The organism is Streptomyces panaciradicis (assembly GCF_023516615.1).
GTDB lineage: Bacteria > Actinomycetota > Actinomycetes > Streptomycetales > Streptomycetaceae > Streptomyces > Streptomyces panaciradicis.
The window spans coordinates 73,450-88,974 of record NZ_JAMGBF010000078.1; the positions used below are offsets into that span (position 1 = coordinate 73,450).

17 protein-coding genes and 1 pseudogene are annotated in these 15,525 nt (G+C 72.7%); 14 read left to right on the plus strand and 4 right to left on the minus strand.

Translation table 11 applies throughout. From position 1 onward, the window contains the following. The first annotated feature begins 99 nt into the window (after window positions 1–99). The gene (locus M8J74_RS24975) at window positions 100–1,152 is read left to right on the plus strand and encodes a LacI family DNA-binding transcriptional regulator (protein ID WP_249838599.1); all 1,053 of its coding nucleotides are present in this window, start codon (window positions 100–102) and stop codon (window positions 1,150–1,152) included. 58 nt (window positions 1,153–1,210) lie between these two features. Then, window positions 1,211–1,777 (plus strand): GNAT family N-acetyltransferase, encoded by a 567-nt coding sequence (locus M8J74_RS24980; RefSeq protein WP_249838600.1) that lies wholly within the window; start codon window positions 1,211–1,213, stop codon window positions 1,775–1,777. Here M8J74_RS24980 and M8J74_RS24985 read toward each other — a convergent pair. After that, window positions 1,764–2,420 (minus strand): ThuA domain-containing protein, encoded by a 657-nt coding sequence (locus tag M8J74_RS24985; RefSeq protein ID WP_249838601.1) that lies wholly within the window; start codon window positions 2,418–2,420, stop codon window positions 1,764–1,766. The genes M8J74_RS24980 and M8J74_RS24985 overlap by 14 nt on opposite strands. Before the next feature lie 44 nt (window positions 2,421–2,464). On the opposite strand from M8J74_RS24985, the gene M8J74_RS24990 reads away from it, so the two are divergent. Together M8J74_RS24990 and M8J74_RS24995 are read left to right on the plus strand one after the other, a co-directional pair. After that, on the plus strand, window positions 2,465–3,097 hold the full coding sequence (locus tag M8J74_RS24990) for a VOC family protein (RefSeq protein ID WP_249838602.1): 633 nt from the start codon (window positions 2,465–2,467) through the stop codon (window positions 3,095–3,097). A 50-nt stretch (window positions 3,098–3,147) separates the two neighbouring features. Continuing rightward, the gene (locus M8J74_RS24995; RefSeq protein WP_249838603.1) at window positions 3,148–3,546 is read left to right on the plus strand and encodes a VOC family protein; all 399 of its coding nucleotides are present in this window, start codon (window positions 3,148–3,150) and stop codon (window positions 3,544–3,546) included. Here the strand turns inward: M8J74_RS24995 and M8J74_RS25000 are convergent. From M8J74_RS25000 to M8J74_RS25010, 3 genes are read right to left on the minus strand one after another with little or no spacing between them, the layout of a single operon-like run. Further along, complete coding sequence (locus M8J74_RS25000) at window positions 3,532–4,215, minus strand: DUF6597 domain-containing transcriptional factor (RefSeq protein ID WP_249838604.1); 684 nt, start codon at window positions 4,213–4,215, stop codon at window positions 3,532–3,534. The genes M8J74_RS24995 and M8J74_RS25000 overlap by 15 nt on opposite strands. 10 nt (window positions 4,216–4,225) lie before the next feature. Continuing rightward, window positions 4,226–5,173: an AraC family transcriptional regulator gene (locus tag M8J74_RS25005; protein WP_249838605.1), complete on the minus strand. Its 948-nt coding sequence runs from the start codon at window positions 5,171–5,173 to the stop codon at window positions 4,226–4,228. Window positions 5,174–5,227: 54 nt separating this feature from the next. After that, window positions 5,228–6,364, minus strand: a complete 1,137-nt coding sequence (locus tag M8J74_RS25010) for a YihY/virulence factor BrkB family protein (protein ID WP_058922326.1) — start codon at window positions 6,362–6,364, stop codon at window positions 5,228–5,230. Between the two features lie 166 nt (window positions 6,365–6,530). Here M8J74_RS25010 and M8J74_RS25015 point away from each other — a divergent pair, with 166 nt between their 5' ends. The 10 genes and pseudogenes from M8J74_RS25015 to M8J74_RS25055 form a co-directional block, all read left to right on the plus strand. After that, a complete protein-coding gene (locus M8J74_RS25015) occupies window positions 6,531–8,165 on the plus strand; it encodes an acyl-CoA dehydrogenase family protein (protein ID WP_249838606.1) in 1,635 nt (544 codons plus the stop codon). A gap of 292 nt (window positions 8,166–8,457) precedes the next feature. After that, a complete protein-coding gene (locus M8J74_RS25020) occupies window positions 8,458–9,774 on the plus strand; it encodes a GAF domain-containing protein (protein ID WP_249838607.1) in 1,317 nt (438 codons plus the stop codon). Window positions 9,775–9,931: 157 nt separating this feature from the next. Beyond that, complete coding sequence (locus M8J74_RS25025) at window positions 9,932–11,197, plus strand: hypothetical protein (RefSeq protein ID WP_249838608.1); 1,266 nt, start codon at window positions 9,932–9,934, stop codon at window positions 11,195–11,197. A 185-nt stretch (window positions 11,198–11,382) separates the two neighbouring features. Then, window positions 11,383–11,955, plus strand: a complete 573-nt coding sequence (locus M8J74_RS25030) for a GNAT family N-acetyltransferase (protein ID WP_249838609.1) — start codon at window positions 11,383–11,385, stop codon at window positions 11,953–11,955. A 127-nt stretch (window positions 11,956–12,082) separates the two neighbouring features. Further along, a complete protein-coding gene (locus tag M8J74_RS45040; RefSeq protein ID WP_309486338.1) occupies window positions 12,083–12,166 on the plus strand; it encodes a putative leader peptide in 84 nt (27 codons plus the stop codon). Between the two features lie 127 nt (window positions 12,167–12,293). After that, complete coding sequence (locus M8J74_RS25035; protein WP_249838610.1) at window positions 12,294–13,991, plus strand: nitrite/sulfite reductase; 1,698 nt, start codon at window positions 12,294–12,296, stop codon at window positions 13,989–13,991. After that, window positions 13,988–14,164, plus strand: coding sequence for a hypothetical protein (locus M8J74_RS25040; RefSeq protein WP_107416064.1), 177 nt, complete (start codon window positions 13,988–13,990; stop codon window positions 14,162–14,164). Before M8J74_RS25035 ends, M8J74_RS25040 begins: the two co-directional genes overlap by 4 nt. Further along, window positions 14,161–14,868: a phosphoadenylyl-sulfate reductase gene (locus M8J74_RS25045; protein ID WP_249838611.1), complete on the plus strand. Its 708-nt coding sequence runs from the start codon at window positions 14,161–14,163 to the stop codon at window positions 14,866–14,868. The genes M8J74_RS25040 and M8J74_RS25045 overlap by 4 nt, the downstream gene beginning before the upstream one ends. Window positions 14,869–14,891: 23 nt before the next feature. Continuing rightward, the gene (gene cysC / locus M8J74_RS25050; RefSeq protein WP_058928077.1) at window positions 14,892–15,428 is read left to right on the plus strand and encodes an adenylyl-sulfate kinase; all 537 of its coding nucleotides are present in this window, start codon (window positions 14,892–14,894) and stop codon (window positions 15,426–15,428) included. Then, window positions 15,425–15,525, plus strand: a pseudogene (locus M8J74_RS25055) (sulfate adenylyltransferase subunit CysD); the annotation flags it as partial. The gene cysC and the pseudogene M8J74_RS25055, both read left to right, overlap by 4 nt.

The window sequence follows — 15,525 nt, forward strand, 5'->3', positions numbered from 1 at the left end:
CCGCGAACCTAGGGTAGGAAGCGCTTACTGCCGCGCTTACTGCCGTGCACCTGTCGAAACTTTTCATGGCCCTCGGGCGGGCCGGAGAGGTGGTTCCCAATGGTCCGTACGGGGAGTGCCGGCGTGGCCGCCGGTCCGACGCTGGCCGTGGTGGCCCGCGAGGCGGGGGTCTCCGTGCCGACCGCGTCCAAGGTGGTCAACGGCCGCGAGGACGTGGCGCCGGAGACGCGCCGGCGGGTGACGGAGGCGCTCGACCGGCTCGGCTACGTCCGCAGGCCCCGGTTCGACGCGGCGAAGGTGCCCGGCCTGGTCGACCTGGTCGTGCACTCGCTCGACAGTTCCTGGTCGGGCGCGATCCTTCAGGGCGTCGAGGGGGCGGCGCACGACGCGGGGCTGGAGGTCGTGGTCTCGGCGGGGCTGACCCGGACGCGGGGCGCGCGGCCGGAGCGCGGCTGGCTGGACAAGCTGATCGCGCGCGGCTCCTCCGGGGTGCTGTTCAACCTTTCCGAGCTGACGCCGTCGCAGTACGCATGGCTGGACCAGCACCGCATTCCGTACGTCCTGATCGACCCGGTGCTGGAACCGCCGCAGGGTGTCGTGTCGGTGGGTGCGGCGAACTGGCAGGGCGGGGTGACGGCGACCGAGCACCTTCTGGCGCTCGGCCATGAGCGCATCGCGGTGATCGCCGGGCATCAGCGCAAGATGTGCAGCAGCGCGCGGGTCGCCGGCTACCGCTCGGCCCTCGCCTCGGCGGGCGTGCGGCACCGTCCCGAGTACGTCCGCCACGCCGGGTTCGACGAGTCCGTCGCCCACCGCCGCATGCTGGACCTCCTGGACCTGCGGGAGCCTCCGACGGCCGTCTTCGTCTGCTCGGACCGCATGGCGCTCGGGGTGTACGAGGCGCTGGCCGAGTGGGGGTTGAGGGTGCCCGAAGACGTCAGCGTCGTGGGCTTCGACGACCTGCCCGAGTCCCGCTGGGTCACTCCCGCGCTCACCACCGTGCGCCAGCCGCTGTCGGAGATGGCGGCGACGGCCCTGCATCTGCTGGTCCGCATGATGGAGGGCGACCGCCCGGAGGGGACGCGCACGGAGTTGTCGACGCGGCTGGTGCGGCGGGCGAGCACGGCACGCGCGCCGATGCCCCGGACGTGACCGGTGATGCCGCGGGGCCCGTTGCGGTGGCGTGTGCCGCGAACCGATCATGGCTGTCATGGAGCGACCGAGTCAGTTCATCGAATGCGGCGGCCTGGTGCTGCGACGCTGGCGGACGCAGGACGACTTCGCCCCGGCGTTCAGGCTGATCGAGGAGTCGGTGGACCACCTGCGTCCCTGGATGGGCTGGGTCGCCCGGCACGGCGAGGAGACCACCCGGGACTTCCTCGCGAAGGCCGAGTCGAAGTGGGCGGCCGACGAGGCGTACAACTACGCCATCGCCGAGGGCGGCACGCTCGTCGGCATGTGCCAGACCTACCGCGTGGAGGCGCCCGCCCGCTGGCGGATGGGGTACTGGCTGCACCCGGCGGCCACCGGCCGGGGCATCGCCACGAGAGCGACGGCCGCCCTGGTCGCGGAGATGTTCGCCCTGCCGGGCGTGGAGTACGTGGAGATCACCCACGACCTGGCCAACACGGCCAGTGCCAGGGTTCCGCGCCGTCTGGGGTTCACCGAGATCGGCCACGAGCGGACCCTGCCGGAGACGCCCTCGCTCGTCGGCGTCGACGTGGTCTGGCGCCTGGACCGCCCCGGCACGCCGGCCGACGACGCTAGGGCTCGGTGAGCGTCCGCCCCGCCCAGCCGATGCCGCCGCGCAGGTGCTCCCGGAACTCGGGCGCCGCGTAGGCCTCGGCGGTGTGGCCGAGTGCCGTGTAGAACACCCGGCCCGCGCCCTGCTCCCGGCACCAGGCCAGCGGGTGGTCGGCGCCCATGCCGCCGCCTTCGTACGACGACTCGTCGGCGCTCATCAACACCCGTACCCGGTCACGGGGGTTGGTGCGGAAGTCGTACCACTCGTCGGTGAAGTCCCAGACGGCGGGCAGGTGCCGGGTGGCCGGATGCGCGCGGTCCTCGACGACGGCTCGTCCCGGCTGGAGGTCGGGGTGCCGGTCGAAGCGGGCGCCGAGCAACGCGCCGTAGTATGGCCAGTCGTACTCCGTGCAGGCCGCCGCGTGCACCCCGGCGAACCCTCCGCCGCCCTCGACGTAGGCGGCCAGCCGCTCCCGCCCGGCCGGGGTGAGCACCTCGCCGCTGGTCGAGAGGAACACGACGGCGGCGTAGCGGTGCAGGGGGCTCTCGAAGACGGCGGGATCCTCGCTATGGTCCACCTCCAGATCATCGAGCGCGCGCACGGCGGCGACGGCGGCCGGGATGGAGTCGTGGCGGTAGTCGGCGGTGCGCGTGTAGACGAGGAGTCGCGGGGCCATGGGCGCGAGCCTAACCGGGGACCAGGGGTCTAGCCTCGACTGCGATGAACGTCATTCCCGCGCATCTCGACCATCTCGTCCTCGCCACCCCCGACCTGGCGGCGACGGTCGCCGACTTCACGCGGCGCACCGGCGTCGCGCCCGCTCCCGGCGGCGCCCACGTGGGCCGCGGGACGCGCAACTTCCTGGTGGCGCTGGGCGGTTGCAGCTATCTGGAGATCATCGGGCCGGACCAGGAGCAGACCGACCCGGGCGGTCCGCGCCCGTTCGCCGTCGACGACCTGACGGCCGCGCGGACGGTGACCTGGGCCGTCAGCCCGCCCGACCTGGACGCCGCGGTCGCCGCCGCCCGGGCCCGCGGCTACGATCCGGGCGCCATCCGCCCGATGAGCCGCCGCCGCCCCGACGGCACCCTCCTGCGGTGGCGGCTGACCGACGGCGACACCCAGCACCCCTCGGGTCTGGTGCCCTTCCTCATCGACTGGGGGTCCACCGTCCACCCCTCCGCCTCGGGGCTGCCCGTCACCCCGCTGCTCCGGCTGTCGGCGAGCGCCCCCGACCCGGCCGAGCTCCGCCCTCTGCTGGCCGCCGTGGGCGCCGAACTCCCCCTGACCGTGGGCCCGGTGGCCCTCACCTTCACCGTGGACACCCCGCACGGCCCCGTCACCTTCTCCTGACGTCCGATTCCTTCAAGACCGCCGTCCGGTCCGCTGCCTACGGTGGCGGCATGACTCCACGATGCGCCGTGATCGGCCTGGTCGCCTCCGACATGGCGGCCTCACTCGCCTTCTACCGCCGCCTGGGCCTCGTCTTCCCCGACGGCGCCGAGGACCAGCCGCACGTCGAGGCCGACCTGCCCGGCGGGCTGACCCTCGCCCTGGACACGGAGGAGACGATCCGCTCCTTCCACCCGGGGTGGCGCCCGCCACGCGGCGGCGGGCGGATCGCGCTGGCCTTCCGGTGCGCGTCGCCCGCCGAGGTCGACACGCTGTACGAGGACCTCGTCGGCGCCGGTCATCACGGTGAGCTCAAGCCGTGGGACGCCTTCTGGGGCCAGCGGTACGCGGTCGTGCACGACCCGGACGGCAACGGCGTCGACCTGTTCGCGCAGCTACCCCCGCAGTAGCCGGCCGAGCGGCACCCCGGCCAACTCCTTGACGTCACGGGCCAGATGGGCCTGGTCGGCGAACCCGGCACGGGCGGCGGTCTCCGCGAACGGCACTCCCTCCCGGGCCATCCCCACGGCCCGCTGCAACCGCAGCACCCGGGCCAGCGTCTTGGGCCCGTACCCGAAGGCCACCAGCGACCGCCGGTGCAACTGCCGGGCCCCGAGACCCAGTTCGTCGGCGGCCCGGCCGACGGGACGGCCCGCGTCGAGGGCCGCGACCAGCTGCCGCAGCAGCGGGTCGGGGGGTGCGGCGGCCGCGGCCAGCCGTACCGCCGACTCCTCCAGGCCCAGGGCCGGTTCGGGGGCCGCGTCGACCAGTGCGGTGAGCCGGCGGACCTCCGCGGCGGGCCGCAGTGCGGCGAGTTCGACACGCCGGTCGCGCAGTTCGTGCGCGGGCACGCCGAGGATCGAGGGCGCGGTCCCGGGGAAGAAGCGGACGCCCGTCCAGAGGCCGGGCGCGCCGTCGGTGACGTAGGCGCGGGTGTCGGGTCCGGCGACGAGCAGCCGGCCGTCGTGCCAGAGCAGGTCCATGCATCCGTCGGGCAGCACCCGCCCCACGCCGGCCTCGGCCGGGGTGTTGCGCCACACGACCGCCCCGGCGAGCCGGCAGGGCCTCTCCTCGTACACGCCCGCCAGCCTACGCGCGCGCGGGTGCCGGCCGCCGCCGGTGTTCCTGCGGGCTGACGCCGTGGACCCGCTTGAACGCGGTGGACAGGGCGAAGGCGCTGCCGTAGCCGACGCGGCGGGCGATCGCCTCCAGGGTGTCGTCGGTGTCGCGCAGCGCGTCCGCGGCCAGGGCGAGCCGCCAGCCGGTGAGGTAGGTCATCACGGGTTCGCCCACGAGGCCGGTGAAGCGCCGGGCGAGCGCCGCGCGGGACACTCCGGCCTTGGCGGCCAGTGCGGCCACGGTCCAGGGGTGCGCGGGGTCGCTCTGGACCAGCCGCAGCACCCGCCCCACCACCGGGTCCCCCAGCGCCCGGTACCACGCGGGCGCCGCCGCCTCGGGGCGGGCGAACCAGGCCCGCAGCGCGGTGATGACCAGCAGGTCCAGGAGCCGGTCGAGGACGACTTCCTGCCCCGGTTCGTCGCGGACGATCTCCTCCATGAGCATCGGCGTGAGCGGGCTCGGCCACATGCCGGAGGTGAGCGTCAGCAGGGGCGGCAGGGCGTCCAGCAGCCGTCCGCCGACCTCGCCCTGCCACAGGTAGGTGCCGATCAGCAGGACGGCCGAGCCGTCGGGCCGGTCGCCCCAGGTGCGCACGCCGAGGTCCATGGAGCCGTTCAGCGACCGCCCGTCGGGATAGCTGCACTCCGCCCCCGGCAGGATGACCACCTGCGGCCGTGTTCCGGGGTCGTCGCCGCAGGTGTAGGGGTCGGGGCCGCGGGCGATCGCGAGGTCACCGGCCCGCAGCCGCACCGGCTCCCCCGCCTCCGGCGTGACCCAGGCGTCGCCGCGGACCAGGAGCATCACGGTCAGCGGGGCCCGGTCCTCCACCCGCACGGCCCAGGGCGGGTCGAAACACGCCCGGATCATGAAGGCGCCACGCGCGCGTGGGCCTTGCAGCAGACCTGCGAGGGCGTCCATGGCGGTCAGCGTAGACGCGCGCGGCGGAGGCGGCCGACGGTTCCCGGGGAGCCGTCAGGGGCTCTCCGGCTTGTGCGGCGGGTGGGTGCTCTTGACGTGGGTGCGCAGGCGGGAGGTCACGTCCTCCGGCGGCAGGAAGCGGGACCAGCGCTCGGGGAACTCCGAGGGCATGTCGGGGTCGTCGGGGTCGGTGTCGAGTCCGGCCGCGGCGCGGGCCACGTGTTCGGCCAGCTGGGCCTCGCGCAGCCGCTCGTTGGCGGCGCGGGCCGCGGCCGTGGCCGCCGCCGGCCACACCCGGTCGATCGCCGCGTTGACCGCGGCCCCGACGAGCACGGCGAAGGCGCCGACCCCGATCCACAGCAGCACGGCGACGGAGGCGGCGAGGGAGCCGTAGATGGAGGCGCCCTCGATGGTGCTGGTGAGGTAGATGCGCAGCAGGAAGCTGCAGACGACCCACATCGCCAGGGCCACCAGGGCGCCGGGCACGTCCTCGATCCACGGGGACCGCACGGGCACGGACACGTGGTAGAGCGTGGTCAGGAAGACGATCGACAGGATGATGACGACGGGCCAGTACAGGACCTGCACCAGCGTCTCCGACCACGGCACGATCCGCACCACCGCGTCCGGGCCCGCCACCATCAGCGGCAGCGCGACCGACCCGATCACCAGGGCCGCGAGGAACAGCAGGAACGCCACGATCCGGGTCTTGACGATGCCGCGCACGCCGTCGAGGCCGTACATGACGGTGATGGTGTCGATGAAGACGTTGACCGCGCGGGAGCCCGACCACAGGGCGAACAGGAAGCCGATGGAGATGACGTCGGGTCTGCCGCCCTTCATCACGTCGTGCAGGATCGGTACGGCGATCTCGTTGACGCCCTTCTCGGACAGGACGGTCTGCGACGCGTTCAGGAGGTTCGTCTCCAGGCTGGAGATGCTGTCGGTGCCGGTCCAGGCGTCGACGTAGCCGAGCAGGCCGATGAGGCTGAGCAGCAGCGGCGGCACGGACAGCAGCGTGAAGAACGCGGCCTCCGCCGCGAGGCCGAGGATGCGGTACTCCATGCATGAGTTGACGGTGTCCTTGAGCAGCAGCCAGGCGGTCCTGCGCTTGGAGACGTTCCGGTAGAGGGCACGCGCCCGGTGGAGACGGCCGGAGGGCCGCGGCGAGGACTCACTTGCTGGCTGCACGACCTAACGGTATCCGGCGGGTCGCCGTGCGCTCATCCCCCGGCCCCGGGCAACACGTCCGGAAACCCGCGCCGCGCCCCGGCCACGTCACTGTCATGTCCCCGTTGACCGGAATGTTCCCGGCCGGGTCGTGCTGACCGGCGCCGAGAGCGGGTACTTTCGCGGCATGGCAGGCACCACGCACACCGTGTCCAACCAGCCCCCACCGCTGACCGGCTACGACGTCTACTCCACCGACCGCGTGCTCACCGAGGCCGTCGACCGGCACGTCTCCCCCGACCTGCTCGACGAGGTCCACGGCGAGCTGGCCGCTCTCGGCCGGGCCTCCGGGTCCGCCCAGGTGCAGGAGTGGGGCGCCCAGGCCAACGACAACCCGCCCCGGCTGCGCACCCACGACCGCCACGGCCACCGCGTCGACGAGGTCGAGTTCCATCCGGCCTGGCACCGCGTCCTCGGCAAGGGTGTCGGCGCCGGACTCACCGCGGCCTGGGCCCGCCCGGCGGGCCATGTGCGCAGAGCGGCCGCGTTCCTGGTGTGGACGCAGGTCGAGGCCGGCAATCTCTGCCCGCTGTCCATGACCCACGCCGCCGTCCCCGCGCTGCGGACCGACCCGGACCTCGCCGCCACGTGGGAACCCCGGCTCACGTCCATGATCTACGACCGCGAGCTGCGGCCCGCCCGCCTGAAGGCCGGTGCCCTGTTCGGGATGGGCATGACGGAGAAGCAGGGCGGCAGCGACGTACGCGCCAACACGACGGCCGCGACCCCGCTCGCGGAGGAGGGGACGTACACGCTCACCGGGCACAAGTGGTTCTGCTCGGCGCCCATGTCCGACGGCTTCCTGGTCCTGGCCCAGGCACCGGACGGGCTGAGCTGCTTCCTGGTGCCGCGCGTCCTGGAGGACGGCTCCCGCAACGTCTTCCTGCTGCAACGTCTGAAGGACAAGCTCGGCAACCGCTCGAACGCCTCCGCCGAGGTCGAGTTCGACGGGACCTGGGCGCGGCGGGTCGGTGAGGAGGGGCGCGGGGTGCGCACCATCATCGACATGGTGGCCGCGACCCGGCTGGACTGCGTGCTCGGTTCGGCCGGCCTGATGCGGCAGGCGGTGGCACAGGCCGTGCACCACTGCACGTACCGCGAGGCCTTCGGCGGCAAGCTCGTCGACAAGCCGCTGATGCGCAACGTGCTCGCCGACCTCGCCCTGGAGTCCGAGGCCGCGACCGTCCTGGCGCTGCGCCTCGCGGCCGCCTGGGACGACGGCGGCGAGCAGGAGCGGGCGCTGCTGCGGCTCGCGGTGCCGGCCGCAAAGTACTGGGTGACCAAGCGGTGCACGCCCGTCGTCGTCGAGGCCGCCGAGTGCCTGGGCGGCAACGGCTACGTCGAGGAGTCGGGGCTGCCACGGCTGGTGCGCGAGTCGCCGCTGAACTCCGTCTGGGAGGGCGCGGGGAACGTGCAGGCCCTGGATGTGCTGCGTGCCCTGCGTCGGGAGCCGACGGCGCTGAACGCCTACCTCCAGGAGGTGGGCCGGGCCCGGGGCGCCGACCACCGCCTCGACCAGGCGATCAAGAACCTGCTGACCGACCTGGCCGACCTGGACGGGATCGAGGCCCGCGCCCGCCGCCTGACGGAACGGCTGGCCCTGGTCCTGCAGGGTTCGCTCCTGGTCCGGTTCGCACCCCCCGAGGTGGCCGACGCCTTCTGCGCCTCCCGCCTGGGCGGCGACGCCGGCGCGGCCTTCGGCACCCTCCCCCACACCCTGAACCTGAAGTCGGTGGTGAACAGAGCCCGGCCGCAGGAATAGAGGTCGGCCTCACCCACCCAAGCCCCCCCCAGGGCGAGGTCGGCCCAATCGCCGAAGGCAAAAGGCGGGGGTGGTGCTGCGCCGACACGGCACCACCCCCGCCGCACTGGCCCGGTCGAGGCCGCGAACGCCGCTCGGGACGGCGTCGCTCAATATTCAAACAGTCCGGGAGCGTTCACCAGGGTTGCAGGGGGTTGCAACTTGCTGCTGTCTGTGGCCGGAGTGTGTCCGTCCGTCATGAACCGGCGGCACTATTGGACGGACAGTCAGGACGTTTCCTCCGGGAGGACCCGTGGCACTCTCGCCGACGGACGTGACGCAACTCGCGGTGGTGGACACGGCCCGCGCGGCACGGGTCCTGAGCGACGTCCGCTCCGCCGCGCTCTCCGGGCGGCGGGCGCCGGTCCCGCCGCGGCCGGTGATCGAGCAGTCCTGGGGACGCATGCTGCGCAGCGGCGTCGACCCCGACCACGACTTCCGCACCGGGCTGCTGTCCCAGGAGGAGGTGCGGCGGCGCCGGGAGGCCTCGGAGCTCCGGCATGTGCTGCCGGTGCTGCGCGAGGGGCTGCTGTCGGTCGCGGACACCGCCCACCACATCATGGTGATCGCCGACGCCGACGGCCGCGTGCTGTGGCGGGAGGGCAGCTCACCGGTGCTGCGCAAGGCCGACGGGACGGGTTTCGAGATCGGCGCGGACTGGCGGGAGAGCGTCATCGGCACGAACGGCATCGGCACCCCGGTGGTGGCCCGCCGGCCCGTTCAGGTGTTCGCCTCCGAGCACTTCGTGCGCTCGCAGACCTCCTGGACCTGCACCGGCGCGCCCATCACGGACCCGCGCGACGGCCGGCTGCTCGGTGTCGTGGACGTCAGCGGGCCGCTGGAGACGATGCACCCGGCCACCCTCGCCTGGGTCGACTCGGTGGCGAAGCTCGCCGAGTCCAAGCTGCGCGAACTGCATCTGGGCTCGCTGGAACGGCTGCGCTCGGTGGCGGCCCCGGTGCTGGCCCGGGTGGGCGGCCGCGCGCTGGTGGTGGACCGGGACGGCTGGACGGCGGCGGTGACGGGGATGCCGTACACGAGCCGGACCTTCCTGCCCACGTCGCTCTCGGCGGGCCGCCGGTGGCTGCCGCCGTTCGGGCTGTGCACGGTGGAGCCGCTGGCCGGGGGCTGGTTGATCCGGGTCTCGGACGAGCCGGTGCCGCGGGTGGCCGCCCGGGTCGTCCTGGATCTGACGCGGCCGCGCCGCGGCTCGGTGACGGTGTCCGGGAGCGCCGGCTCGTGGAGCCACGAACTGAGTCCGCGGCACGCCGAGTTGCTGTACCTGCTGGCCCTGCACCGCGACGGCCGCAGCGCGGCGGGCCTGGCCGAGGACGTGTTCGGGGACCCGGCCCGTACGGTGACGGTGCGGGCCGAGATGTCGCGGGTACGGCGTTACCTGGGCGGTCTGCTGGAGCACCGCCCCTACCGCTTCGCCGAGAGCGCCGACGTCGAGGTGCTGCTGCCGGACGACCCGCGGGAGCTGTTGCCGCACTCGACGGCGCCGGCAGTGGTGAGCGGGCGAACGCCGGGCGACATGCCAGGAATGTATCCCTCCGCTCCCTCCGAGTGACAACGCGGGCCATCGAGGGAGCATCTTCCGCATATTTGCAGGGTCTTCGCCCTGGACCGCCCCGAACTGCCGTAGCATCCCTCTTCGGGCCACCCCACCTGCTCCTTTGGTCAACACACAGACCAATGAACGCAGTTGGCTCGCCTCGGGAGGACCTATGAAGCAACGTGGCAGGCACCGCCGGCAGAAGCGGGGCCGAGCGCTGCGCGCTTTCCTCGCCGGGACCGCGCTCGCGCTCACCGCGGCGGCCACGATGATCAGCGCCTCGCAGGCGACGGTCAGCAAGGACCCCGGGGGGTTGAAGACCCTCGCCGCGTCCGCCCGCGAGTTCCGGCTGCGGGAGCAGCTGGTGCCGCAGGCCACGCTGGACCGGCTCGCCTCCGAGATGGGCAGGCCGGTCGGCGTGCGCGCCGTCCTGGACGACGCCGACCACTCCCTGCGCGCGCCGGCCGACTGCACCACCGCCGACCGTGCCGCGTTGCCCGTCGAGCCGGCGGCCACGCGCGCGTACTGCTGGGACGCCGCCGACACCCGCGGCTGGCGGCCCGGCGCCGTCACCACCTCGGGCGACGCGGACGACGACGGCCACTGGGGCGAGCACCGGGTGCTGCTGTCCGGCTGGGCCCACTCCGGCAGGGCGGGCGCGCCGGGGCTGGCCCGGGTCGCCTTCGTCGACGCCGACGACCCCGACAACCTCGTCTACACCTGGGCCCTCCTCGCCGTCCCCGTCGACGGCGGCCGCGACTACCGGGGGCTGGCCTCCGCCGTGTCCGGCATGACCTGGTACCAGGGCAAGCTGCTGGTCACCACGGCCGACGGCCTGTACGTCTACGACCTGCACCGCGTCCAGCGGGCCACCGTCGACAGCGGACAGGTGGGCAAGGTGCCCGGCGGCTGGTCGGCCCACGGCTACCGGTACGTGCTGCCGGCCATCGGCTCCTACCGGCCGGCAGCCGGGGCCGCCCGCCCCGAGGCGATCTCCCTCGACCGCAGCACCGCGCCCGACAGTCTGGTCGCGAGCGAGCGGGTGCCCTCGGACAGCGGCCGGCACACCCGTCTGTGGCGCTACGCGTTCAGCGCCGACCCGGCGCGCGCCGGGCTGCTGGCCACGGACGCCGCCGGAGAGGCGTCGGCGTCCCGGGCGTACGAGACGAAGACGACCGACGTCACGGGCGTCCTGTCGTACGGCTCGAACTGGTACCTCGACCGCGCGGCGGACCGTCCGGCCGGACACGGCACGCTGTGGCGGCAGAACAGCCGCGACGCGCGGGCCACCCAGTGCGGCACGGACGAGTCCACCAGCTGCTGGAGCGGCCGGGCCGGTTCCCTGTCCTACTGGGAGGAGACCGGCGAGGTGTGGTCGCAGTCCGGGCAGATGCTCTACGCACTGCCGCTGAGCTCGATCGACAGGTCTCTGAGCTGAACCGAAGGGGCCTGGGCATTGATCGACGCTGCTCCGAGCGGTGATCGGCGGGGTCTGGGCATTGACCGAAAGGGCTCCGAGCGGTGATCGACGGGGCTCCGGCGGCGATCGGCGGGGCTCCCGGGTGGTCGACACGTCTCGGGGCAGATCGACAGATCTCGGGGCCGGATGATTCCCTGGCTGGCATGACGAACATCCCCGTGACCACCTGGTCCCTGGAGCAGACCGCCCCGACCGACCTCCTGCCGGCCTCCGCGCCCGAGGGAGACGTGCGGATCGTGCGCTCCGAGGTCCCCTCCCCCGAGTTCAGCCGCTTCCTCTACGCCTCGGTCGGCGGCGACATCCGCTGGACCGACCGGCTGGACTGGACGTACGGCCGGTGGGAGGAGCACCTGGTGCGGCCCGGCGTGGAGACGTGGGTGGCCTACGACCGGGGCACGCCCGCCGGGTACGTGGAGCTGGAAGCGCAGGACGACGGGGTCGTGGAGATCGTCCACTTCGGGCTGATCCCCGCCTTCCGGGGCCGCCGGATCGGCGGGCACCTGCTGTCGTACGGCGCCGCCCGCGCCTGGGACCTCGCCGACCGCTGGCCGGGGCGTGACCGCACCAAGCGGGTCTGGCTGCACACCTGCAGCCTGGACGGCGAGCACGCCATGGACAACTACCAGCGCAGGGGCTTCAAGCTCTTCGACACCAAGGTCGAGGAGCAGGCCGAGGTGGCCGCTCCCGGCCCGTGGCCCGGCGCCTACCGCGTCTGACCTGCGCGGACAAGAGTCCGCGCGCACGGTGTGATCGACGACACCCTTGTCTCGCCTGTCGGGACAAGGGTGTCCGCATCTTGGACGAAGCTGGACTGTGTCCAGATCGCCATGCCACGCTTCCGTCATGTCCGGAACTGGAATTGCCTTGGTGAGTCGGCGGCACGTCGACCTCGGCCGCATGTCCAGCGCCATCTGTCCGGCGAGCTGACAGCTCAGAGCCGCCCGACATCTTCTGACATCTCCTCTTTCCCTGCGCAAAGACGCGCACGTATGCCCATGCGCGTGTACGCGCAGGCCAGAGCCGCTTTCCGCCTGTCCCGAAGGACGTAATCACCATGGCCGCCTCCCCGCAGAACCCTGCCGCCGCGACTTCCCGCCGCAAGGTGAGCCGTCACCGCGGCGAGGGTCAGTGGGCCGCGGGGCACTTCACTCCGCTGAACGGCAACGAGCAGTTCAAGAAGGACGACGACGGTCTCAATGTGCGGACACGCATTGAGACGATCTACTCCAAGCGCGGTTTCGACTCGATCGACCCGAGCGACCTGCGCGGGCGGATGCGCTGGTGGGGCCTGTACACCCAGCGCAAGCCCGGGATCGACGGCGGCAAGACCGCCGTGCTGGAGCCGGAGGAGCTGGACGACAAGTACTTCATGCTGCGGGTGCGCATCGACGGCGGCCGTCTGACGACCCAGCAGCTGCGGGTCATCGGCGAGATCTCGCAGGAGTTCGCGCGCGGCAGCGCCGACATCACCGACCGGCAGAACATCCAGCTGCACTGGATCCGCATCGAGGACGTGCCGGAGATCTGGGAGCGGCTGGAGGCCGTCGGGCTGTCCACCACCGAGGCGTGCGGCGACTGCCCGCGTGTCGTCATCGGCTCGCCGGTCGCCGGGATCGCCGAGGACGAGATCATCGACGGCACCTGGGCCATCGACGAGATCCACGACCGCTACATCGGCAGCAAGGAGTTCTCCAACCTGCCGCGCAAGTTCAAGACGGCGATCTCCGGCTCCCCGCTGCTGGACGTCGTGCACGAGATCAACGACGTGGCCTTCGTCGGCGTCGAGCACCCCGAGCACGGCCCCGGCTTCGACCTGTGGGTCGGCGGCGGACTGTCCACCAACCCCAAGCTCGGCGTCCGGCTCGGCGCCTGGGTGCCGTTGGAGGAGGTCCCGGAGGTGTGGGCCGGCGTGGTCGGCATCTTCCGCGACTGGGGCTACCGCCGGCTGCGCAACCGCGCCCGCCTGAAGTTCCTCGTCGCCGACTGGGGTCCGGAGAAGTTCCGCCAGGTCCTGGAGGACGACTACCTCGGCCGCAAGCTCGTCGACGGCCCCGCGCCCGCCGACCCCTCGGGCCGCTGGCGCGACCACGTCGGTGTGCACCGGCAGAAGGACGGCCGTTTCTACGTCGGTTTCGCCCCGCGCGTCGGCCGCGTGGACGGAACCACCCTCACGAAGATCGCGGAGGTGGCCGAGGCGCACGGCTCGCACCGGGTGCGGACCACCGTCGAGCAGAAGATGATCGTCCTCGATGTCGAGGAGGCGCAGGTCCAGCCGCTGGTGGAGGCCCTGGACGCGCTGGACCTGACGGCCGAGCCGTCGCCGTTCCGGCGGGGCACCATGGCCTGCACCGGCATCGAGTACTGCAAGCTCGCCATCGTCGAGACCAAGCAGCGCGGTTCGTCGCTGATCGACGAACTGGAGCGCCGCATCCCGGACTTCGACGAGCCGATCACCATCAACCTCAACGGCTGCCCGAACGCCTGCGCCCGTATCCAGGTCGCGGACATCGGTCTCAAGGGGCAGTTGGTCCTCAACGACCAGGGCGAGCAGGTCGAGGGCTACCAGGTGCACCTCGGCGGGGCGCTCGGCCTGGAGGCCGGGTTCGGCCGCAAGGTGCGCGGCCTGAAGGTCACTTCGGAGGAGCTGCCCGACTACGTCGAGCGCCTCCTGAAGCGGTTCCAGGCGGAGCGCGAGGACGGCGAGCGGTTCGCGGCCTGGGCCGCGCGCGCGTCCGAGGAGGCCCTGTCGTGAGCGAGCGGGCCGCCCCCTTCTACTGCCCCTACTGCGGCGACGAGGACCTGCGTCCCGGCGAGCAGGGCCACGGCGCGTGGGAATGCGCCGCGTGCAACCGGGCCTTCCAGTTGAAGTTCCTCGGGCTGCTGGCCCGGGGCCTTCGCACAGAAGCAGGGGGAGATCAGACATGACCGCGGTGACGGAAGAACGCACCACCGACGACCTGAAGGCGCTCGCCGAGCAGGCGGGCCGCGACCTGGAGGACGCCTCCGCCCTGGAGATCCTGCGGTGGGCGGCGGAGACCTTCGGCAGGCGTTTCTGCGTGACGTCGTCGATGGAGGACGCGGTGGTCGCCCACCTCGCCTCCCGCGCGATGCCCGGCGTCGACGTGGTGTTCCTCGACACCGGCTACCACTTCCCGGAGACCATCGGCACCCGCGACGCCGTCGAGGCCGTGATGGACGTCAACGTCATCACGCTGACGCCGCGTCAGACGGTCGCCGAGCAGGACGCGGAGTACGGCCCGAAGCTGCACGACCGCGACCCCGACCTGTGCTGCAAGCTGCGCAAGGTGCAGCCGCTGGAGCAGGGCCTGAGGAACTACGTGGCCTGGGCGACCGGACTGCGCCGCGACGAGTCCCCGACCCGGGCGAACACCCCGGTCGTCGGCTGGGACGAGAAGCGGCAGAAGGTCAAGATCTCGCCGATCGCCCGCTGGACCCAGGACGACGTGGACGCCTATGTCACCGAACACGGCGTTCTGACCAACCCGTTGCTGATGGACGGCTACGCGTCCGTCGGCTGCGCCCCCTGCACCCGCCGGGTGCTCGAGGGCGAGGACGCGCGCGCCGGCCGCTGGGCCGGGCGGGCCAAGACCGAGTGCGGGCTGCACTGATGACGACGACCGAGGAGTTGCAGGTGACGACCGGAGCCACCGTCTGGCTCACGGGTCTGCCGAGTGCCGGCAAGACCACCATCGCGTACGAGCTGGCCGGCCGGCTGCGCGAGGAGGGCCACCGCGTCGAGGTGCTCGACGGCGACGAGATCCGCGAGTTCATCTCGGCCGGTCTCGGCTTCAGCCGCGAGGACCGGCACACCAACGTGCAGCGCATCGGCTTCCTCGCCGAACTGCTCGCCCGCAACGGCGTCAAGGCGCTGGTCCCGGTCATCGCGCCGTACGCCGACAGCCGCGAGGCGGTGCGCAAGCGCCACCAGGACAGCGGGGCGCCGTACGTCGAGGTGCACGTCGCGACCCCGGTCGAGGTGTGCTCCGTGCGGGACGTGAAGGGCCTGTACGCCAAGCAGGCGGCCGGCGAACTGACCGGGCTGACGGGTGTGGACGACCCCTACGAGCAGCCCGAGTCGCCCGACCTGCGCATCGAGTCGCAGCACCAGACCGTCCAGGAGTCCGCGGCCGCGGTCCACGCGCTGCTCACCGAGAGGGGACTGGCATGACGACGACCGTCGCCGAGACCGAGGAGGGCACGGAGGTTCCGTACGCCCTCTCGCACCTGGACGCGCTGGAGTCCGAGGCGGTGCACATCTTCCGTGA